Below are 21,326 nucleotides of genomic sequence, written 5' to 3'. Positions count from 1 at the left end.
CATGGCGTTTGAATACATCGGCGATCTGCTGGAAGAAGCCGTGCGCGATGTCAACCCCCTGGAGACACGGGGGCGCGTGGAACAGGTGGTGGGCACCATCATCCGGGCGGTGGTGCCCGGGGTCAAGGTGGGCGAGCTGTGCGTGCTGCGCAATCCCTGGGAAAACTGGAGCCTCAAGGCCGAGGTGGTGGGCTTTGTGAAGAATGTGGCCCTGCTGTCCCCCCTGGGCAATATGCAGGGCATTTCGCCGGCCACGGAGGTCATCCCCACGGGAGAAATCCTTTCCATTCCCGTGGGCTACGAGCTGCTGGGCCGGGTGGTGGACGGCCTGGGGCAGGCCATGGACGGCGGGCCGCCCATCAAGACGCGTACGCACTATCCCCTGGTGGCCGAGGCCCCCAATCCCATGACCCGCAAGGTCATCAGCCGGCCCATTTCGCTGGGGCTGCGTGTCATCGACGGGGTGCTGACCTGCGGCGAGGGGCAGCGCATGGGCATTTTTGCGGCTGCCGGCGGCGGCAAGTCCACGCTGCTGTCCAGCATTCTCAAGGGATGCACGGCGGATGTCTGCGTGCTGGCCCTCATCGGGGAGCGCGGACGCGAAGTCCGGGAATTCATCGAGCGCGACATCGGCCCGGAAGGGCGCAAAAAAGCGGTACTGGTGGTGTCCACGTCGGACCGCTCGTCCATGGAACGCCTCAAGGCTGCCTATACGGCAACGGCCATTGCCGAATATTTCCGCGATCAGGGGCGCAGCGTGCTGCTCATGATGGATTCCGTCACCCGCTTTGGCCGTGCCCAGCGCGAAATCGGCCTGGCCGCCGGCGAGCCGCCCACCCGACGGGGCTTTCCGCCCTCGGTCTTTTCCGAGCTGCCCAAGCTCATGGAACGGGCAGGCAATTCGGACAAGGGATCCATCACGGCCCTGTATACCGTGCTGGTGGAAGGGGACGACATGACCGAACCCATTGCGGACGAAACCCGCTCCATCCTTGACGGGCATATTGTGCTCTCGCGCAAGCTGGCTGCGGCCAATCACTATCCGGCCATCGATGTCCAGGCCAGTGTGAGCCGTGTCATGAATGCCGTGGTCAGCAAGGAACACAAGGCGGCAGCCCAGGCCCTGCGCAAAATTCTCGCCAAGTATGCGGAAGTGGAACTGCTGGTGCAGATTGGCGAATACAAGAAGGGGGCTGATCCCGAGGCGGATTTCGCGCTGGATCATATCCAGGCCGTCAACGGCTTTTTGCGGCAGGGGCTTGATGAAAAGAGCACCTTCGAGGAAACTCTGGCCGCACTGGAAAAGGTGGTGCGCTGAGACACTAGTGCTGCCGGGCGGCCTGTGGCACGGCACCGGGGGAGGGCAGGGTGGCCGTATCCACCTATCCATTGCAGGCGCTGCTTTCCGTGCGCCACTACCGCGAGGACGCTGCCCGAAACGCTCTGCGCGTGGCGGAACGCCTGCTGGTACAGGCGCGCGAGGACGTGGCCCGCTGCCAGGAAGAGCTGGAACGCTTCCAGCGCTGGCGTCCCGAGGAAGAGGAGCGACGCTATGCGCGCATCTGGGGAAAGCGCCTTTCTCCCGATGAACTGGCGGACTTCCGGGCCTCGCTGGCAGCGCTGGGCGAGGCCGAAGCGCAACGGGTGCAGGCCGTGACGGAAGCCCGGCAGGCCCTTGCCCGGCAGGAACAGGCGGTGGACCATGCCCGGCAGGCCGTGGCGCATGCCCGCCGGGAAGCTGCCAAGATAGAAAGCCATCGTGACATCTGGCAGGAGAGAGACAAAAAGGAAAGAGAGCGTCAGGAAGACCTGGAACTGGAAGAATTTGCCGTGCCGACCCCGGTCGGTGAGGATACGTAAACGCTCCGGTGGAACAGGGCAACAGGGGACCATGTGCCACCGCAGGCGGAAAGGAGGTGACTATGGGCATGGAGATCAGCTCTCGTCGCTTGCAGGAGGCCGATTCCCGCGTGCAATCCGGGCATGCCGCGCCGGAGCAGCATGTAGATGACGCGGACCGTGAACACTTTGACAGGGCCATGGAACGCCGAAATACGGGGGAACAGGGCAATCAGGGCGGTCAGGGCGACTCGGAGGGCGGAGACCGGCAGGCGTCGGGCAGCCCGTCGCCACAGGCACTTCTGGACAGTCTGTTTGGCAGCCGCATGCAGGGATTGCAGCCCCCGACCGTGCAGACGGATGCCGCCATGGCCCGGACAGGTGAGGTGGATGCCCTGGTGGAAAAGCTGGTGGAGCGCATTCTGGTCTCCGAGCCGGGCCGGGGTGCTCCCGAAGTGCGCCTGACGCTGGGGCAGGGCAGTCTTGCCGGGGCGGAACTGAGCCTTTCGCGCGCGCAGGACGGTCAGCTTTTCATTCGGCTTTCCTGCGCTGATGCCGCCTCATTTCAAACGGCTGTGGGCGCGCAGGATGCCCTGCGCCATGCGCTGGAACGCAATGGAGAAACCGTGCGGGTGGAAATTTCCCAGCAGACGGAAGGCGGGCAGGAAGGGGACGCCCGGCGGCAGTCCCGCGGCCGTCAGGAGTACATGCCCGACCAGCCGTGATCGCGTCGCTCCCGGCTCCGCCGGGACGCGCGCACCATGCGTGCGTTCTGCCGGACAACAGCCCATGCCGTGCGTCATGGGAAGGATATTTTGAAAAAGGTATGTCATGACTACGCCCATAGCTCCCCTTGCGCTGCCCACCCTTGCCCCGTTGCGGGCGCGCCTGCTCAATGCCCTGAGCAGCCGGGCACTGCCCTGCCAGGTGCTGCTGGATGCCGGTACGGAAACGCCGCCCGTCTGCCAGCTGTCCCTCAATGGCGTGGCAGCCGCGCAGACGCATGAAGCGCCCGCTGCGCCGGCGGCCAGCCTGTTTCTGCGCAGCGGCGAGGCCCTGTGGCGTCTGGACTGGTCGTCGCTGGAGGCCCTTGCCCTGCGCCCGGAACTGGACGCCTGGCGCTGTGCCCGTCCCGTGAATGCGCAGGACTTTGTCTTTCTGCCGCAGGAACTGTGCCTTGCCGTGCTGGAACGGCTGCTGACGCCGGCACTGGCGCAGCTGGAAGCCCTGCTGGGCTGTGAGGTCCGCTGCACGGCAGCGCCGTCGGCAGACATTGCCTGGCAGGGTGCGCTGCCCTTTGTGCTGCGTCTGCCCCAGGGGGAGACCATTTTCCTGCGCCTCTCCTGGGCTGATGATGCCGCAGCGCGCATGCTGCTGGAACAGCTGGAACAGCTGCCCCTGCATACCGTGCCGCCGCGCCCTGCTGAAAAAGTTGCCTGCCGGCTGGAAGCGGGCAGCATGCGCCTCAGCGTGGCGGAAGCGGCAGATCTGGGCGTGGGGGATGTCCTGCTGCCGGAAACCTGGGCAGGGGAAACGCCGCGCCTGCGGCTGCCCGGGGGCAGGGCCGTGGTCTGCCGTCGGGAGGACGGTCTGCTGACCATTCTGGGGCCGGATGCCGGCCAGGACGGCGAAGCGCATGCCCAACGAGAAAGCGAGGAAACCATGAGCGATGAACAGACAACGCCTCCGGTTCCGGAAACGACGGCACAGGACGCCGCAGCTGCCCCGCTGTGGGACACCACAGCCATCGGCAGCCTGGAACTGCCCGTCGTCTTTGAACTGGGCAGCCTGCACCTGCGCCTGGATGAACTGGCAGCCCTGACGCCGGGCTATACCTTTGCCCTGGGCGGCAGTGCGTCGTCGCCGCTGGTGGACATTCGCGTGGGCGACCGTGTGCTGGCCCGGGGGCGTCTGGTGGATGTGGGCGGCATGCCCGGCGTGCAGATCACCCGCATGCAGCCCGACGGAGCAGGGGAGCCGGGAGCGGCGCCCGCAGCGGAAGCGACGGACACGCCGGAGACGGCCCCCGCACAGCAGCCGGCGGATGCTCCGGCACAGGAGCCGCAGGAGGACGGGGATGGAACTGGCCGGGATTAATCCCCTCTATCTCATTGCCGGTCTGGCCCTGCTGGGGCTGGCGCCCTTTCTGCTCATGCTGGTCACCTCCTACGTCAAGATTGTGGTGGTCACCAGTCTGGTGCGCAACGCCCTTGGCGTGCAGCAGGTGCCGCCGGCCATGGTCATGAACGGGCTGGCCATCATCCTGACCATCTTCATCATGGCGCCCGTGGCCATGGATACCAAGGCCCTGCTGGAACAGCAGCGCTTCAGCGCCAATCCTGCGCCAACGGAGCTGATTCAGGCCGTGCAGGCCGTATCGCCCCCCCTGCGCCAGTTTTTGGAAAAAAACACCAGTCCGGCTATTCTGCAGGAATTCATGGGCACGGCGCAGCGCATCTGGCCAGAGCACCAGCGCCAGAGCATCACGCGCGACAATATGTTCATTCTCATCCCGGCCTTTACCATCACGGAGCTGACCAAGGCCTTTCAGGTGGGCTTTCTGCTGTATTTGCCTTTCGTGGCCATAGACCTTATCATTTCCAACATTCTGCTGGCCATGGGCATGATGATGGTATCACCCATGACCATTTCGCTGCCGTTCAAGCTGCTGCTTTTCGTGACGCTGGACGGCTGGCTGAAAATCAGTCAGGGGCTGCTGCTCAGCTATCAGTAACGGCCCCGGAGGTTCTATGGAAGTCAGCATAACGGAACAGGACGGTACCACCATCGTGGAACTGGCAGGGCGCATGGATGCCACAACCACAGCAGAGTTTGAAAATGCCACGCGCGCCCTGCTGGCAGAGGGAAAGACACGCCTGCTCATTGACATGGCCCGGCTGGAATACATCAGTTCCGCCGGCCTGCGGGGCATACTGGGCCTTGTGAAGGCCCTCAAGTCCGTGTCCGGCAAGGTCGCCTTCTGCTCCCTGCTGCCCATGACGGCGGAGGTGTTCCGCATTTCCGGTTTCAATGCCATACTGACTGTCTGCGGCAGCCGGCAGGAGGCCCTGGCGGCCCTGGCCGGCTGAGACCGCAAGGAGGTGCCCTGTGGCCCGGATTCTTCTGCCCGCCCATCTTTCGAGCTGTGCACCGGCCATGGATTTTTTACGCAGCCATCTTGCCGGCGATTACCAGAGTATTCTCGGCTTTGTGGAACTGGCCGTGGAAGAACTGCTGGTCAATGTGGTCAACTATGCCTACGCCGGAGAACGTCTGCCCCAGAGCGGGGAAGACGATCACTGGGGACAGCTGGAGCTGGGCTTTCGCCGGGTAAGCATGGACAGCGCCCCCTTTCTCTGCGTCTGGATCCGGGACTGGGGCAGGCCCTTTGATCCCTTTGTGGAATCCTCCGCACCCGATACCTCGCTGGGCGTGGACGAACGCCCCATCGGCGGGCTGGGGGTACATCTGGTCAAGAACGTTTCCGCCCACCACTGCTACAGCGGCGAGGACGGCACCAATACCATAGAACTCTACTTCAGCCTTGCCCCTGCCGCATGCTGACTCGTGCGGACCCGGCCCGCAGGTGTCGCCGCGGCTGGCTGCCGGTCATGCTGCTGGGGGCGCTGCTTTTGTGCGCCGGCTGTGGCGGGCGTTCGCCAAAGGCCAGAACGCCCCTGCCACCCCCGCCGCCGGCAGTTCTTGTGCCCGGAACGGGCATTCTTTCCCATGAATATGAGGAGCGGGAAGTGCTGCCCCGCATGGTGCGGGTTGCCTCGCTGCCGCACGGCGCTCCTGGCCGGCCGCGGCGTATCGTCGAGGCAGGGGCCGCAGCCCCGGAAGTAACACCGGACAGCGCCCCTGCGACGGTTTCAGACACGCGGGCCTCGGCCTTTGCCGCCGTGCGTGCCGCCCAGGAGGTCAATGCCGCTCCGGCGCCGGAGGAATGGCGCACGCTGGCCCGCGAGGCCGAGGAAATCTTCGGCCTGGACGCGGCGCTGGTTCTGGCAGTCATCCGGGCAGAATCCTCCTTCAATCATGAAGCCCAGTCTCCCGCCGGTGCCCAGGGCGCCATGCAGATCATGCCCGGCACGCAGGAGGAGCTGGGCCTCATCGATCCCTTTGATCCCCGCGCCAATGTCTATGCCGGTTCCGAGTATCTCATGCACCAGCTCCAGCGCTTCGGCAATGTGGAGCTGGCCCTGGCGGCCTATAATGCCGGTCCGGAAAGCGTGGAACGCTACGGAGGCATTCCTCCCTTTGCCGAAACACAGGAATTTGTGCGCCGAGTTCTGGCCTACTGGAAATGCAGCCTGCCGGCAGACGACAAGCGGACGCTGCCGCCTGCGCCTACGCCACGCTCCTAAGCCCACGCCCGCTATCTCGCCTGCGTCAAGGCTGCCGTTTGCTGTGCGGTGCGTTTGCCGGAAGCAGCCGTGGGGTGCCAGACAGCTTCCCCATTTTTCCGGCATCGCGTCGCATGCCACAAAGCAACCCGCCGCGAATATATGCCTGCGACATCCTGCCCCTGACGCTGCGCCCTGGCAGCGCAAGGGGTTTGGCACGAGTAACCGGCCAGAGGGGCGCATACTGCCGCCGCTTCCGGCCGGTTCAGTCCAGGAATTCCCGGGTCTCGGGGTGATGGCGGCAGCGCTGCATGGCCTGCCGCACCACGGATGGTGAAGGATTGGCGTAGCAATAGACACAACCGTGCGGGCAGGTTCCGTAAGCGCCGATATCCTTGCTGGGAAAGCAGCCGCAGGCCTGGCGCTGTCCGCTGTCCCGGCGGGGAGCAGGGGCGGGAACCATGCCGGGCAGCAGGCTTGCCTGCCTGCATGGCGACAGTTCCTGCTGGATGAGGGCATCCTGCGGGCAGAGACGGCGGATAAGGTCGGCATCAATGCAGGCGTTTTTGTGGATACCCATGTCCCGCAGATCAAGGGCTTCGGCACAGGTGGCCAGCGCCAGCCGGTGCGGCCAGCCGTTGTTCAGGTGAGCAATGCCGGCGGCCAGATGCCGCATTTCCGCTTCCGTGGGGGCGCGGTAGGCAGGATTCAGGCGATGCAGGCCCACGGTTGTCTTGCGGTACATGTCCACAAAGCTGAAGACGAGCTTTTCCGTCCAGGGGGAAAGCACCCGCCCCAGGCGGTCCAGCCGGTCCAGAAGGCATTCCGGCGTCAGGCCGCCTCCCACAATGAGAGGATCAACACGCCAGATGACGCGCTGCGGGCCAATGTGCTCCGCCAGACGCCGGAAGTCGTCCAGACGGCGGTGCAGGGCGGGCAGGTGGGGTTCCAGCCCCTCCTTCTCGTAGTCATTGAGGGTATACTGGACGTAGAATTGCCGTCCCGCGGCCGAAATTTCCGCAAAATGCGGCTGAAAGGGGGCGGGGTTCTTGCTCCAGAACACAAAAAGGCGGGTCCGCTCAAAGGAAATGCGGCGTTGCTGGCGGGGGTTGAAGGGATTGCGCCAGCGGCAGAAGCCTGCCCGCAAGCGCGCCATGAACCATGTGCCGTGAAAGGCGGGAATGTCCGTGGCCCGGCTGGCGGAAATGATGAGCGGGGCCAGTGTGGGCATGGTGTCGGGCTGTGCGATCATGCGGGCTTCCTGAGGGAGACGCGCCGGGCACGCAAGGGGCGGGCGGCGTTCTGTGGCAGACGATCACAACAGACGGACCATGGCACAGGCCCGGGCAGACAGGGCAGGCCCATGCCCGGTCGGGCGTTTACGGTGCCGCCTGATTCGTCATGCCCTCCAGCAGGATACGTCCGGTGCTTATCGTCTGCAATGGGGAATGGCGGGCAAGGTAACGCTCCAGCAGGTCCCGGTCACGCAGGGGGCAGACAGCCAGCAGGCGGCCCTGACGCAGCATGAAAAAGCCATCGCCGCCATTGGCCAGAAAACGTGTGAGCACCACGCGGTAGCGGGCCGCAGGGTCCAGCGGCCGAGACTCGCCACGGGCATTCACCAGCTCCACGGCGAGCAGGCGCTGTCCCGCAGGGCGGCTGACATCCGCCCGGTAGCGCATGCCCGCTACCTGGAGCAGCTGCGGCCCCTTTCCGCCGGGACCGGAAACGGCATGTTCCAGCGCCTCCCAAAGCGTGCTGCCCGTATATTCCCGGACATGCACCTGCCCCGCAAAGGGATGCAGGGCCAGCAGGTCCCCCTGCGAAAGCATGCCGGGCGGCAGGGCGGCACGCAGGCTGCCGCCATTGACCAGAGCCAGGGTGGTCCCCAGAGACCGGCCATATGCCAGAAAGGCATCCGCCGTCAGCAGACCGCTGAAGCAGTCGCCCCTGCGGCAGGCTTCCATGCCATCCGCCATGACAATACTGTGCTGTCCCACCCGCTGGGTACGATAGCGGTGCAGCTCGCGGGCCTGGCCACGCACCAGCCGTTCCACCTGCACATCCCGGGGCAGGGCGGGTGCCAGCTCTCGAAGTCCGCCGGTCCAGGCCACGGGAACCCCCGCCGCATCAAAGACAAGAGTCAGGTCCCCCAGGTAGCGGGCTGCCCGGCCTGCGGTAACCACCAGCACCGGCGCGCCGTCCAGGGCATGTTCCACAACGGGATACGGTCCGTCTTCCGCCCCGGGACCAAGCACGGCATGGCTGTGTCCTCCCACCACCACATCCACACCGACCACGCTGCGCGCCAGTTCCCTGTCCCGTTCCAGTCCCAGATGACTCAGCACCAGAATATGCCGGATGCCCTGTGCCCGCAGCGTGGTTACGCAGCGGCGCAGCGCTTCCACCGCAGGGAGAAAGCGGGTCTGCGGGCAGGCGGCGGCCTGTTCCCGCACCGTATCATTGGCCAGCCCGATGATGCCCACCCTGATGCCGCGTACACGCCGCACGCAGAAGGGGAGAATGCGGCTGCCGGCAAGCGGACAGCCCTGTGCCGGCACCAGATTGGCAGCCAGCACGGTAAGGGGCTGTGCCCGCAGAAATTGGGCCAGCGCGGCACAGCCCTCGTCAAATTCATGATTGCCCAGGGTCATGGCATCATAGGGCAGCAGACGATCCACTGCGGCAATGACGGGCCATTTGCCGACGCTGTAGAACAGCGTCCCCTGAAACTGGTCTCCGGCATCCAGGGCAAGCACATTGTCCTGACGCTGCCGAGCCGTCCTGATGGCCGCGGCAATGCGGCCCAGGCCGCCACGACAGCCTGTGGCATCAAGGCAGGCATTCATGCGGCTGTCCGTCCCTGCCAGATGGGCGTGCGTATCATTGACGTGCAGAATCCGCAGCTCCAGACCGGTCCCTTCCTGCCGCGGCTGGTCCTGCCCCTGCACAGGCAGGGCCACAAGCAGAACGCCGGCCAGCGCGCCGGCACACAGATGCAGGCAGCGCCGCCAGAGGGCATGACGGGCAGACACGGCAGATGCCTGAACAGGCATGGCGATCTCTCCATCACAGGTGTGCCCGGGCCAGCCGGTGCCTACGCGGCATGCGCCGGCCCGGACACGCCTGTTTTTGCTGTTTCAGACCTTCACATAATGACTGAGGCCCCGGTGCATGTCGCGTGCTTCCGGAGAAAAGAGGGCATCCAGCCCGGCCACATGGGAGGTCTTGAAACCGGCCAGGCCGGTATTCAGGCGCTGCATTTCAAGGTTGCCGCTATTGATGGCCACCTGATGAAAAATCTGCTGATCCACGCGGCTACGGTCGGCGTCCAGGGCCGGCACGGCGCCGCCGCTTTCGTGCATCTGCAGGGCCAGCGTCTTGCAGGCCACGTCCATCTGGCCGGTGCGGTCCTTGCCGCTCTTGCAGTTGAACAGGGGCATCATGCCCATGAAGTGCCCCAGCATGGCCAGACGGGCAGGCAGGCGGTAGGGGTCCTGACCGGACTGCCGGTATGTGCCGTGATGCCAGAGATCCAGAATCTGGTCACGCAGGGTACTCACCGTATCCCTGACCTGCTGGCTGATGGCAGGCTGTGCCAGAAAATTTCCCACCAGACCGCTCCTGTCGTCGGGGCCGAACAGCTGGCGCATGGCCTCTTCGTTATAGCGCTGCGAGGCGTGCCAGCCCAGCTGCATGAGGGAATGCTGTGCCCCGGCATTGACCCCGAAATTGAAGGTAAGCACCGTGGGATGCACGGTAACGGTCTTGGTGGTGCCGTTGCTGGTGACAATATCCACCTGACAGGTGCCGGCAGGCGTGCAGGCATCCTTCCAGGAAGCGCATTGCTCGGCAAGATAGGTGCGTTCCGAATGTCGCCCCCCCACTTCACGCAGTTTGTCCGGCGTGATCAGACTGGTGGAAAGCAGCGGCAGTTCGATGACATCGTCGGGACCAGCCTGTTCGGCGGCACGCAGCCGCTCCGGCGAGCTTTGCAGGGCTGCGGTAAAGATTTCCCTGGCCCGGGCGGCATTGGCCGCCAGGCGCGCCGCAGGGTCCTTTATCGTATAGGCGCTGTTGATGCCGTGGCGGATGCCGCAGAACAGTGGCTGCCCCATCACGTCCAGGGAGGTGCAGGCAAGATTGAGGGCATGGCGCTGCTGCCCCCGGTCTTCGCAGGACACGCCATTGATGCCGTCTGCCGCCATGGACGGGCCAATACTCCCAATATGCCGGGCGGGCGTGATGATGGAACGGGCGATGACGCTTTCGCCATGACTGCCAAAATACTGTATGGTCCGGTCAATGACTGGCCAGTTTCCCCTGTTGAGCACCTGCACATAGGCGGCCTTGATGGCCTTGGCCAGCTCTCCGGCCTTGAGATCGGGCAGAATGTCATGCAGCTTCCGGCCAAGCGTTTCGGGCAGTTTCACAAATTGTTCCAGCAGCTGGGGCGCAACCTGGTCGCCAGCTCCCACGCCCTGCATTTCCGGGGGGCTGGCCTTGGCGGCCTGCACGCTTGCCAGCAGCGCGGCAAGGGCCGCGCTTCTCTCCCCCAGCAGCCGGGCCTGCGGCGATGCCGCATCCGTCACCTGCTGCCGGGCGCGGGTAGTGTCCTGCTGATGCTGCGTGATGACCTGTTCATAGGCTTCATACATCTGGGTAAAGGCCATGCTCACGTTCTGGCCGGTAAAGGGATTGTTGGTCTGCTGCACAGCCAGCACGCTGACCATGTTGCGCAGCTGCGCCATGAGGTCCTCTACGCAGGCCCGCAGATTGTCCGTTCCTGTGGTTGCCATGAGGTCAAGGCGCATGCGCGAAAGTTCATTGTGAACCAGGATGTGTTCTTCCGCAGCATCCGCATGGCTCTGCCGCCCGAAGAAATCCCCTTCCAGCAGGTCTATGCTTCGCCCCACCAGATTGATGAAATCCTCCGGCCGGCCCTGGATGTGCCCCAGTTCCGCCAGGATTTCCTGGCGCAAGGCGCCGTTGGCGACAACGCTGTCCACATGCCGGCTCACAAGCAGGTCAAGGTTCCTTTCTGTGGCAGCCCGCAGGAGATTGGCCACCTGCCCGCCGGTAAAGGCCCGGCCCTTCAGGCTTTTGCTGCCGAGATACTGGTTGAAGAGCCTGGTGCCCAGGGCCTTGCCGCAATGGGCGCATACGCTGTCACGGATGATTCTGGCGGCCTTACTGCTGGCCTCGTTTTCCATGTGGCGCTGCCGGAGCTGCCAGAAGTGCGCCCGGGTGCCCGATGCAGTGAGTGTGCCGCTTTGCTGGTCAACACGCACAAAGCCATCCCGGACAAAGGCCAAGGATCTGAGGGATGACGTGGAAACGATGGCAGGCATAGGTCTTCCCTCCTAAAAGGTGATATAAAACGGCTGTTCATTTGCCATCAGCTCTTCGCCCAGGGTGAGGAAGCGTTTTTCCCAGAAGGCAAGCAGCAGGGCAAAGGACTGCAAAAAGGCCGTAAATTTTTCCATGCTGGCCTGTTCCGGCAGCCACATCTGCTGCAACAGCACCGTATTGCTTTCCGGGGCAAGGGTTATGGTGGCCCCCATGGTTTCCTGCCACATGAGATTGGCCGTCAGCAGCGCCCGCATTTCGCGCTGCGCCACTTCGCCGTCATCGCTCAGCATGCCCATGCTGCCAAAGGCGATAAAGGTTCCCTCCGCCTCGTCAAAACGAAGATGCACCACATGGTCATCTGCTGAAATCAGCAGGCAGGTATTATCGTCATCAAGCTGAAGCGTTTCCAGCTCTTCCTGGCGGGCAAATTCTTCCAGAAGGGCATTGGCGGTTTCGCGGCTTATCACGGTATCCTCCTTTGGGGCCTGTCGGATGGCTGCCCCGCGTGTGCGCACGGGACTATGATGTGCTGCGCCATGGGCAATGTGCCAATATTTTTGGCATACGCGACGGTATCTGTCAGGGAATCAGCAAGAAGAGTGCCAGAACAGCGTTGTCTTTATCCTGCCATGCCAGCGGATCGGGCACAGGGACTGCCGTCGCCTCCGCGTGGTGGACAAGCGGACAATGCGTAACACCGTGCCGGAGGCCCGGCAGCGCGCCTGGACAGTCGGCAGGCATATACCCAAAGCATAGCCGCTTTGGTCGCAGCCCGCAATGCGGGTAGCGCAGGCGTTATGGGATGGGCACGGTGCCGGCCGGACAGGGGGTCGTACCATGCAAAAAAGCTATGGTAGCGCATGCACAATAAGTATTTGCTCTGTCTGTTCAGGCGTCTATGCTGGGCACACGGTGAGGCCCCCCCCGGCGGGTTCCGTTCCTGCCAGACAATCACGGAGGTGTACATGCAGAAGACAGGTATTCGCTGGCAATGGCTGCTCGGCATGGTGCTGGGCAGTGTGCTTGCCCTGTCCGTTCAGGTCCGGCCGGCTGTGGCCGGTCCCTCCCAGAACACTCCAGCCAAGGAGGATAGTACCATGAATCTTGAACAGAAATGGGACAAGACCTTCCCGCAGAGCAGCCGCGTCACGCATGAGAAGGTAACGTTTCGGAACCGCTATGGCATTACGCTGGCGGCTGATCTTTATATTCCCGTGCAGGCTACGGGCAGAATGGCGGCCATTGCCGTCAGCGGCCCCTTTGGTGCTGTCAAGGAACAGGCCTCCGGCCTGTATGCCCAGACCATGGCCGAACGGGGCTTTGTAACCCTGGCCTTTGACCCGTCATTCACCGGGGAAAGCGGCGGAGAGCCGCGCCATGTGGCATCGCCGGACATCAATACGGAAGATTTTTGCGCAGCGGTGGATTATCTGACCACCCGCAGCGATGTGGACGCAGAGCGCATCGGCATCATCGGCATTTGCGGCTTCGGCGGCATGGGCCTCAATGCGGCCGCCATGGACACGCGCATCAAGGCAACGGTCACATCCACCATGTATGATATGAGCCGTGTTATTGCCAATGGCTACTTTGATGCCATGGATGCCGATGCGCGTTATGCATTGCGCACGCAGTTGAACGAACAGCGCACAAAGGATGCGCGCTCCGGCAGCATTGCATCTGCCGGTGGCCTGCCGGATACCCTCACCGGCAATGAGCCGCAGTTTGTGAAGGATTATTATGCCTATTACAAGACGGCGCGCGGCTATCATCCCCGCTGCCTCAACAGCGGCACGGGCTGGAACACCACATCGGCCCTGTCGTTCATGACCATGCCCCTGTTGCAGTATTCGTCCGAAATACGCCATGCGGTCCTGGTCATTCACGGCGAAAAGGCGCATTCCCGCTATTTCAGCGAGGATGCCTTCAAAAAACTGACCGGCGACAACAAGCAGTTGCTGATTATTCCCGGTGCAAGCCATGTGGACCTGTATGACAGGATGGACATCATTCCCTGGGATACCATGGAAACCTTTTTCCGAACCTATCTGAAGTAACGGCACGTCACGCAATGGCCTGAGGGCGAGAACGCTTTCAGGCCATTTATATGCTGGCACAGGGAAAGGTGTCACAATCACATGCGGTCTGCGCTGTCGCCCTGTCCGTGCAAACCGCTTAGCGTTGACTGCTTTCGCCTGGCTGCCCGCACGCTGCTTCCGTCGGGAAACGGACGGCCCTTGCGCATCTGTTTGTGGAGGCTGTAGGGGCGGGGGATGTTCCCGACCGTGCAGCCGCGCCCGTTTTTTGCCACCCGTGCCACAGGCCACGCGGGCAGGGCTGTCTGCTGCATTGTCTTTCCATGCGGATGGGAAACTGTCGCATGCGGGAGTGACAATGCTCCGTCCCGGCATTCTGCCAGCAGATGGACGCGACTCTGCCCGGATATGTCTTCTCCCGTGGTTGATATCGTCAGTAACGCAGAGGCGCGTACCCGCTATGGACTATATCCCCATCAAGCAGGGAAGGGGAGGCGTTCGCCCAGGTGCTCCACCCTTTACCGGATGAAACAAGGCCCTGGCGGCTTCCTTTCTGCCCTGGGTGAGCAGACTTTTCGAAGGAGGATACCGGCTCCCCTTGGTACAGAGGACTTCTGCGTCTCCATGGCATCGCCCAGACACGGAAAGAAAATGGCGGCAGGCCCTGCACGCACCCGCCGCCGGAGAAAGCATCTGCCCAAGCCGCAAAGAGGACCACGACGGCCAGGGAAGTTCAGCGGCTGTTGCCTGCTGGTTGCTGTTTCTGACCAGCAGAAACAGCGCGCCGTACTCCCCACAGGATGCCGCTACGGCCTCGAGCGTCGGCCGGCATGTCAGGCAAGATTTTCCAGAAGTTTTTTGGCTTCGCGCGCCCCAGGGGTATCGAGCGCAACAACATATTTTTTCCCTTTTTCATACGAAGCCTGCAATCTGTGTTGCCCATCCGCAATTTTGATATATGCGTCAGCGACACCATCAATAACAATGGGATCAAGGCTCTTTCCGGCATCGATATAGAGCTTGTATTTATCGACTTTGTCACGATTCACGGTTTCTTTCTGCTGCGGATCCCAATGCGCATAAAATTTTTGCATGTCTAGGGTTATCGTTGCTTGAGCTTGAGACATCATTGCGCCTCCTTGATAAAATAGCCGTTTTCGAGACGATGTCATGCGGCAGCCCCCATGGCAGCAGGGCATTTCTCCCGCCTCACAAATTCCACAGGGGCAGTGGCACCATCCTTTTTTGCGCAGATATGCCCTCTGCATCACGGGTATCTGTTTCCGTTACGAACAGCTTTGTCCGTATCCTGATAAGGCAATGTACCTTTCTCCCGGGGATTTTTCAAGACTTCTGCAGTGGATATTGTGGTATTTTCATAGTGGAGACATTCATTTTTCCAGGTATTACCAGCCAATCTTTCTGAGTGCGGCACAGATTATTGTTTTTTTCATGGCGTGGTATGCGTGGTGTGCTTCCCGATACCGCATCTGTATACGAATCCATACCGCGCCATGGCACTGCCGGTAAAAACTGCCGGAGTTGTCGGTAAGGTGGCAGCAACTAATGAACATACCATGCGATACGCCAGCGAGACCAGATCCCCCCCACCATAAACCAGCCACTACCGGGACTGCGAGACCATGAACCGAGCGCTGGCGCACATCCTCAACGTGTGGCAGCTCAAACGCCCGAAAGAGAAAACGAAATCCGTGCCGTATCGGTGCGACAAGGAGAAAATCTGCACGAGGCTCAACTGCCGGCCGGTTCGGGAGGTAAGGCATAACGGAATGCCTCAGCTTGTACGAGCACTGCGTGGTTCTGGGATACAGCATGGCAACTGTACCGCTGGACAAGGCCGGAGCACGCAGCTGCGAAAAAAAAACGGCAGCGGCGGTTGCATCCGCCCGGTGAGCTAAGCACTCCGAGTGTCGAGTGACGCGTCAAATGCTTCGAAGGAATACCCATTGGAGGCATTGGATTGTGCACGTGGTGCGGTGTTCCGAAGCTGAAAAAACTGCACAAAAGCGTCTGCGTAGACTTTTTCTTCCAGCGAAGGCTTTGTCCCATAAAAAAGTTTCCCGACCGGATTCTCTCGTTGCGTCCCACTTTTTCTGATAGCTAGAACAAAGGCCGGATCATACAATGCCGCATTGACAGAACGCGCAAAGGTTCCAGCGCATCCAGCTGAAGGATTCCGACTTGCAGAATAGTCTCGTTGCAAACCGGGAATGCGTCGTCTTCACGCTGCAAAACGCAGTGCCCCGTTGCGGGTAAAGGGTGATGTAGCGAGCGCTTTTCCATGTGCCACGTTTGCTCGGGCAGGACAATTTTCAGGCCGTCCCTGGACAAGGGGAAAAAGAGATAACGGACCTGGCTGTTAATACTTGCCGCCAGCAACGAACTGTGCCGAGACTAGTTTTGTCATAGTGCCCTTGTAGGAATATCCTTCCTGCAAGGGCACCGTTATTCTGCCATCCTTAATAGAAACGGCTTTATCAGTCGTGTCAATTGACTATTTCCAGCAGATGGCTGGCCTCGACAGATACTGGTGTACGTAAAGCCTGTATACTCTTCACGCCCATTTCATGGCATGCTGTTAGCCTATGCCTTCCATCTGCAGTCCTGATGTAAGGTATCCCATTTTGATCCGTTTCGTCAGATAACCCGTCGATAATGATCGGCTTAAGGGTTTCTCCATGTGCTATTTTATGTCTATAGAATGCGACTTTATCAGAAGATATATTTTCTTGTTTTTGATGTGGATCCCAATGCTCATAGAGCTTATTTACATCGAAAGATATCAACTCGTTAATCTGCGACATCTGCAATCTCCCATTAAAAATAGCCGTTCTCTATACGACGTGTTGTCACATGAATTACAGGTTCATAAAGGCTTCCTTTTTGGGAAAGAAGCTGTACGGCAGACAAGGCGATTTCTTTATTTCGGGCGGATATTGATTTTTCATCAATATCGATGGGCATAGTAGCAATGGCATTTCCTGAGGTCATATACAGGGATACGGTATACCATCCGGCATTTTTAAGTCTATCTTCGATTGTTTTAATAGCTTTTTCAAATGAAGCATCTTTTTTCGTCCATGTATCAATATCGATTTTCCCGGCTGCAAGATCATCTGTCAGCGCAGCCTGAATCGTTTTCATATTCATTAGATTTTTATAGTCAATAAGTGCCGCGCCATATTTTGCTTCATTTTTAATATCATCTATGCTTTCAATGAATTTATAATATATTATTGTACTTGTTACGGCCTCAGATCCAAAAGTATCATCACTCTTGATGCTCATAGATGATGCGTAAAGGAAGCCATACAAACCTGGGCTCATCCGGTTCATGGAAAAAGACAAGGACCCGGCAGCGGTAGAAGATGATTTTGCGGCTTCTGCCACGGCATTAACAACGTCAACATACGCGGCGATGGCATCGGGACTTGTGGCTGGCTGCTTCACATTAGGATCCATCGCCTTGCCAGCAGCCTTGATTACAGAAGTAACGACGCTAGCTATTTTATCAAGGCTAAACTCACTCGTATACTCTGTTTTTATATCAAAACCATAATATATTTCCCGCGAATCATTTATTTTTGCTTCGGAAAGATGAGAATTTATCGTATCTGAAAAAAATTTCTTGTGAGCCTTATCTTGTTTTTTTACAAGATTTTCGAGTTCGTCGATTTGACTTTTGGCCTTTGCTGTCTTCTGCATGACAGCTTGGACGGAAGGAGATTGGCACGACATACATTCCTCCTGATTTGGACAATGCTGTAGGTTTGCATTAAATATTTATTTTTTTATATAAATAATAATTTTTTATTGCCATAGCAACATATTTATAAAAAATATTTATTAATAAATTCAAATAGATAGATATTTTTTCCAGTATTGCCAGCATTTCCTGACATGCGAAAAGCTGCATAAGAGCAGAGGCATGTCTATGCTGTCCCCTTCCTTGCCCGTTTGCCAACGTGAAGGCCGCCTCTACAGGACGGCCACCACGGCAAGTGCACACCATCCTCAAATCCGGTCTGCCACCATCAGGCCGATCGCCAGTCCGGCAGGGCAGTGGCGTGGCGGGCGAAGACCTGCGCCTGGGAACCGTTCTGCTTGCCGTCTGCGCGGGTGGTGGGCTGGCGCTGGCTCTAGTTTGGAACATCGCCAACCGACGGCACCTGCTGCGCTTGCAGGAGGCACTACAAGGGGAGCGTTACTATTTACAGCGGGAAGCTGGGCCTACACTTTGACGTAACACAGCGAAGATAAAGGAATTTTTTGCGCAAAGACTACCAAAACGAAAACGCGCGAACGTATGCAAAAATGATGCACGTTCGCGCGTTTTCTACGTGTTTATTGGCAGCTGACAAACAGCTTTCTATCAGTCTTCCCGATCACTCCAGAGAACCTGGACAATAATGCAGAAAGTGTTGCGCTGCTGATCGCGGATGTCCAGCAGATATGCCGGATTGGCACTATTCGGGAAGACCTTGCCGGGCAGTATGTGCTGCCCGCTGCAGTGCCCCAGCTGAAAGGGCTGGCCCCGCCCGCGCAACGTCCCGCGGAAACTGCCCCTTGCATGCCAAAATCTTGGTCATGTGTACTGCGCTGGAGCGGTCTCTACCCCATGCCTATGCCATCATCTGCCGCCAGACCTCTCGCCTGCCTGCGCACAGCCAGCCGCGCCCAGTGACAGCCTGTGTGATACCCTGGTGCGCCAGCAGGAACGGGAAAAGAAGGAGGAAAATCATGCCTGATAGCCCTTGCGCATGGCGGACTATTTTGCCACTATGCGCGCTTCGGAAAACGGTCTGGCGTCCCTGCGGCATCTGGACGAAACCAGGCTGTCCGCACCGTGCGCGCCTTGTGCGCCTCATCGGCCTGCCGGCCTTCCTGAAACTGGTGGAGGACTTCGGCGGCTTGCCCCTGCGCCTGCCCGTGGCGCACGGAAACTGAGGCAGGCCCTGCTGGAGGACCTGGCCCGGCGTATTGGCCAGGCACGCCGCTGCAATGCCGCCTTATGTGACCAATTGCAAACCGGCCCTGCTGGCTAACCGTCAGCGCCCTGTCGGAACGTGCGGATTACTTTCAAAAAGCCGCCGCCGGGAAGGGAAGCATCGCATCAGAGGAAGACCTGCTGTAACCTGCACAAGCGTCCCGCGCACTGCAGGACGTTCTTTTTTGCCGATTTTCGCTAGCCTCACCTGAAACTTTCTGGAGGAGAATATGAAAAAATTTTTCCTGACCCTGTCCCTGGTAATGTGCTGGACAGTGACAGCCTTTGCTGCTGGGCAAATCAACGGCCTGACCATGGACAATATTGAAGACACACTTGACTACCATAATAGGCTTAACCTGGGAGACTGGCTCCCGCATATTGTCGAACAGAAGCCTACCTCCACAATGTTTACACTTAGCAAAACCGTAACGTTTGTTGCAGAATATGAATACGAATCTGAAAAAATTACCAAGATACAGTTTTTTGTCAAAGGTGATGAGCGCATTTCCAGCAAAGAAGGACGACTGGCACAATACATCAATGATATATCGTCCAGCGCACTGACAGCGGCTGGACTGTGCATCCCGAAGTTTGACCGGGATAAAAATATGGTACAGCAATTTCAAAAAACAATCAGTTTTGAAAATACGGCATTACGTGATGGCCAAAAATGCGTATTCACAGCCCAAGGATACCAGTTCACGGCCGTGATCATTGACGGCGTGTACACCATTTGGGCCGAAAAAAAGTAGCGGGAGCACCGCACGGCATACCGGCAGGGCGGCCTTCGGGCCGCCTTTTTTGCGACAGTTTCCCTGATAAACTGCCCATAGACGCGCGAAAAACGCCTTTGCTACGCTGAACCGCTGAACACCTTCAACCGTTTTTGCAACCCCGTGTCGCCCCAGAGTAGCGACGCGGGGACTTGCTTTTTTCAGGGCCGCCCCCCCCAAGGAGACCAACATACTCAAAGAAAGTTCCTTGATGCAGGCCTTTCGCTTCCGCATGGATGCGGAGGGTGGAGCAAGCTGTACTAACGCCCTGCGACCCCGGCGGCCCCACTAGGTACGGTGTGGCTCTGCATTTCGACCGGTGAAGCATTCCAGACAAGGATGCGATGTGGACGCCCGCGACATGCTGCTGGAGGAAGGTGGCTCTCTGACCATCTGCCGCAACACCTAAAAATTGGCTTAGCCACCATTGTGGCCATCCGCTTCCTGAAAACGGACTGGATCACGCGCCTGCGCATGCCGATTCTGCATACTCCAAACGACAGTCGGACTTAAAAAGACGGGAGAAATCCCGCCTTGATTTTCACTTTTCTGCTGCTAATACACGCGCAAATTGCTGCCAATAGCGCCGCAAACTTATTCAAACGGCAACCGGACTAACGAAAAAAGGCGGGAGAAATCCCGCCTTGACTTTCGCTTTTCTGCTGCCAATACGCGCGCAAATTGCTGCCAATAGCGCCGCAAACTTATTGACAGCTCACACCAAAATCTGTGGGGCATCTGGTGGGGCAGATTTGCCCCATAACGAAAAAGCCCTCACGATTTCTCGCAAGGGCTTGATTTCTTTTGGCGTCCCCAAGGGGATTTGAACCCCTGTCGACGGCGTGAAAGGCCGTTGTCCTGGGCCGGCTAGACGATGGGGACGCTCAGCTCGACGAAGAGATATCTACGGGAAACCTCGCGCCGTGTCAACAGAAAATCCGTAGAGACAGAAAAAATTCCTCATCAGCCATAAGCGGCGTTACACGCCGCCGCGTCAGCAGGCTTTGCCACTCATTTTTGCCAGCAGGCAGATAAGGCTCTGGGTGCCCAGCTTGCCGCACCCCTGGGCCTGGAGCAGGCGGTAGCATTCCTCGGCACGCTCTGTTCCGGGCAGAACAAGCCCCATGCGGCGGCATTCCTCAAGGCAGAGGCCAAGGTCCTTCACAAAATGGTCCACAAAGAAGCCAGGCGCAAAATCCTCCGTGAGGATACGGCGTCCCAGGGTATTCATGGCCGTGCTGCCGGCAGCGCCCGGAACCACCAGCTCCAGCCATTGGTCCACCGCCAGACCGGCTTCACGGGCATAGAGGAGAGATTCGCAGACGCTGAACATGACCCCGGCCACGGCAATCTGATTAGCCAGCTTGGCCTGTTGTCCCTTGCCGGCCTCGCCGCAGTGCATGAGAGACGTTCCCATAACGGAAAGGCAGGGGCGAATGCGTTCAAAGGCAGCGGCATCCCCCCCCACAAAGATGGACAGACGGGCTTCGCGTGCGCCGATGTCGCCGCCGGTGACAGGGGCATCCAGGGCAAAGCATCCCTTGCGGGCAGCCTCTTCCGCCATGCGCCGGGCAAGCGCCGGGCTGGATGTGGTCATGTCGCAGAGAATCCCCCCCTCGGCCAGGCCGGCCAGAGCGCCCTGTTCTCCCAGCATCACGTCTTCCACATCAGCGGGATAGCCCACGATGGAAAAGACCACATCGGCATGCCGGGCCACCTCCAGCGGGCTGTCAGCCCAGCGGGCACCGGCATGCAGCAGCGCCTCGGCCTTGGACCGCGTGCGGCTGTAGACCGTCAGCGGAAATCCCGCCGCGAGAATATGCCCGGCCATGGAATGCCCCATGACGCCCGTTCCAATCCAGCCGACACGCAATGTCTTGCTCATACCGTTCTCCTTTCTTTCTGCCAGAGCGGTTCTGCCGTGGCAGCGTGCGGGAAAATCCCCGGGTTTGCGTTGTATTTTCTATGC

19 protein-coding genes and 1 tRNA gene are annotated in these 21,326 nt (G+C 59.8%); 11 read left to right on the top strand and 9 right to left on the bottom strand.

The features are described 5' to 3' along the window. Position 1: 1 nt before the first annotated feature. The 8 genes from sctN (at position 2) to Q0J57_RS07525 (ending at position 6,206) form a co-directional block, all read left to right on the top strand. Entirely contained in the window at positions 2-1,318 is a 1,317-nt protein-coding gene (sctN, locus tag Q0J57_RS07560) for a type III secretion system ATPase SctN (protein WP_297218880.1), read from the top strand. A gap of 50 nt (positions 1,319-1,368) precedes the next feature. Then, on the top strand, positions 1,369-1,860 hold the full coding sequence (locus tag Q0J57_RS07555) for a YscO family type III secretion system apparatus protein (protein WP_297218878.1): 492 nt from the start codon (positions 1,369-1,371) through the stop codon (positions 1,858-1,860). A 62-nt stretch (positions 1,861-1,922) separates the two neighbouring features. Next, positions 1,923-2,564 (top strand): hypothetical protein, encoded by a 642-nt coding sequence (locus Q0J57_RS07550; protein ID WP_297218876.1) that lies wholly within the window; start codon positions 1,923-1,925, stop codon positions 2,562-2,564. Between the two features lie 106 nt (positions 2,565-2,670). After that, a complete protein-coding gene (sctQ, locus tag Q0J57_RS07545) occupies positions 2,671-3,936 on the top strand; it encodes a type III secretion system cytoplasmic ring protein SctQ (RefSeq protein WP_297218873.1) in 1,266 nt (421 codons plus the stop codon). Then, positions 3,923-4,573 carry a type III secretion system export apparatus subunit SctR gene (sctR, locus tag Q0J57_RS07540; protein WP_363315471.1) on the top strand — a complete coding sequence of 217 codons (651 nt, stop codon included), beginning with the start codon at positions 3,923-3,925 and terminating at the stop codon, positions 4,571-4,573. The genes sctQ and sctR overlap by 14 nt, the downstream gene beginning before the upstream one ends. Before the next feature lie 16 nt (positions 4,574-4,589). Next, a complete protein-coding gene (locus Q0J57_RS07535; RefSeq protein ID WP_297218869.1) occupies positions 4,590-4,928 on the top strand; it encodes an STAS domain-containing protein in 339 nt (112 codons plus the stop codon). Positions 4,929-4,947: 19 nt separating this feature from the next. Continuing rightward, a complete protein-coding gene (locus Q0J57_RS07530; RefSeq protein WP_297218867.1) occupies positions 4,948-5,403 on the top strand; it encodes an ATP-binding protein in 456 nt (151 codons plus the stop codon). Beyond that, the gene (locus Q0J57_RS07525) at positions 5,397-6,206 is read left to right on the top strand and encodes a lytic transglycosylase domain-containing protein (protein WP_297218865.1); all 810 of its coding nucleotides are present in this window, start codon (positions 5,397-5,399) and stop codon (positions 6,204-6,206) included. The genes Q0J57_RS07530 and Q0J57_RS07525 overlap by 7 nt, the downstream gene beginning before the upstream one ends. 244 nt (positions 6,207-6,450) lie before the next feature. Here the strand turns inward: Q0J57_RS07525 and Q0J57_RS07520 are convergent, their stop codons facing one another. From Q0J57_RS07520 to Q0J57_RS07505, 4 genes are all read right to left on the bottom strand, one after another. After that, positions 6,451-7,437: a DUF1848 domain-containing protein gene (locus Q0J57_RS07520; RefSeq protein ID WP_297218863.1), complete on the bottom strand. Its 987-nt coding sequence runs from the start codon at positions 7,435-7,437 to the stop codon at positions 6,451-6,453. 127 nt (positions 7,438-7,564) lie between these two features. Beyond that, positions 7,565-9,241 (bottom strand): bifunctional metallophosphatase/5'-nucleotidase, encoded by a 1,677-nt coding sequence (locus tag Q0J57_RS07515; protein ID WP_297218861.1) that lies wholly within the window; start codon positions 9,239-9,241, stop codon positions 7,565-7,567. A gap of 84 nt (positions 9,242-9,325) precedes the next feature. Then, positions 9,326-11,536 (bottom strand): inositol phosphate phosphatase SopB, encoded by a 2,211-nt coding sequence (locus Q0J57_RS07510; RefSeq protein ID WP_297218859.1) that lies wholly within the window; start codon positions 11,534-11,536, stop codon positions 9,326-9,328. Positions 11,537-11,548: 12 nt separating this feature from the next. Continuing rightward, the gene (locus Q0J57_RS07505) at positions 11,549-12,004 is read right to left on the bottom strand and encodes a type III secretion system chaperone (protein ID WP_297218857.1); all 456 of its coding nucleotides are present in this window, start codon (positions 12,002-12,004) and stop codon (positions 11,549-11,551) included. A gap of 498 nt (positions 12,005-12,502) precedes the next feature. Here Q0J57_RS07505 and Q0J57_RS07500 point away from each other — a divergent pair, with 498 nt between their 5' ends. Beyond that, a complete protein-coding gene (locus Q0J57_RS07500) occupies positions 12,503-13,594 on the top strand; it encodes an alpha/beta hydrolase (RefSeq protein ID WP_297218855.1) in 1,092 nt (363 codons plus the stop codon). 812 nt (positions 13,595-14,406) lie between these two features. On the opposite strand, the gene Q0J57_RS07495 is transcribed toward Q0J57_RS07500, so the two are convergent. The 3 genes from Q0J57_RS07495 to Q0J57_RS07485 all read right to left on the bottom strand — a co-directional run bounded on the left by Q0J57_RS07495 (position 14,407) and on the right by Q0J57_RS07485 (position 17,332). Next, positions 14,407-14,703 carry a ParB N-terminal domain-containing protein gene (locus Q0J57_RS07495; protein ID WP_297218853.1) on the bottom strand — a complete coding sequence of 99 codons (297 nt, stop codon included), beginning with the start codon at positions 14,701-14,703 and terminating at the stop codon, positions 14,407-14,409. Positions 14,704-16,080: 1,377 nt separating this feature from the next. Then, complete coding sequence (locus Q0J57_RS07490; RefSeq protein WP_297218851.1) at positions 16,081-16,398, bottom strand: ParB N-terminal domain-containing protein; 318 nt, start codon at positions 16,396-16,398, stop codon at positions 16,081-16,083. A 13-nt stretch (positions 16,399-16,411) separates the two neighbouring features. Next, positions 16,412-17,332, bottom strand: a complete 921-nt coding sequence (locus Q0J57_RS07485; protein WP_297218849.1) for a hypothetical protein — start codon at positions 17,330-17,332, stop codon at positions 16,412-16,414. Positions 17,333-18,334: 1,002 nt separating this feature from the next. On the opposite strand from Q0J57_RS07485, the gene Q0J57_RS07480 reads away from it, so the two are divergent. After that, positions 18,335-18,541, top strand: coding sequence for a hypothetical protein (locus Q0J57_RS07480; RefSeq protein ID WP_297218846.1), 207 nt, complete (start codon positions 18,335-18,337; stop codon positions 18,539-18,541). Between the two features lie 270 nt (positions 18,542-18,811). After that, entirely contained in the window at positions 18,812-19,336 is a 525-nt protein-coding gene (locus tag Q0J57_RS07475) for a hypothetical protein (RefSeq protein WP_297218844.1), read from the top strand. Positions 19,337-20,162: 826 nt separating this feature from the next. On the opposite strand, the gene Q0J57_RS07470 is transcribed toward Q0J57_RS07475, so the two are convergent. Together Q0J57_RS07470 and Q0J57_RS07465 are read right to left on the bottom strand one after the other, a co-directional pair. Beyond that, positions 20,163-20,239, bottom strand: a tRNA-Glu gene (locus Q0J57_RS07470). Between the two features lie 112 nt (positions 20,240-20,351). Continuing rightward, the gene (locus tag Q0J57_RS07465) at positions 20,352-21,242 is read right to left on the bottom strand and encodes an NAD(P)-dependent oxidoreductase (protein WP_297218842.1); all 891 of its coding nucleotides are present in this window, start codon (positions 21,240-21,242) and stop codon (positions 20,352-20,354) included. Between the last annotated feature and the right edge of the window lie 84 nt (positions 21,243-21,326).

The organism is uncultured Desulfovibrio sp. (assembly GCF_944324505.1).
Lineage (GTDB): Bacteria > Desulfobacterota > Desulfovibrionia > Desulfovibrionales > Desulfovibrionaceae > Desulfovibrio.
The sequence above is the reverse complement of the archived record's forward strand: the minus strand, read 5'-3'. Positions and strand labels throughout refer to the sequence as shown.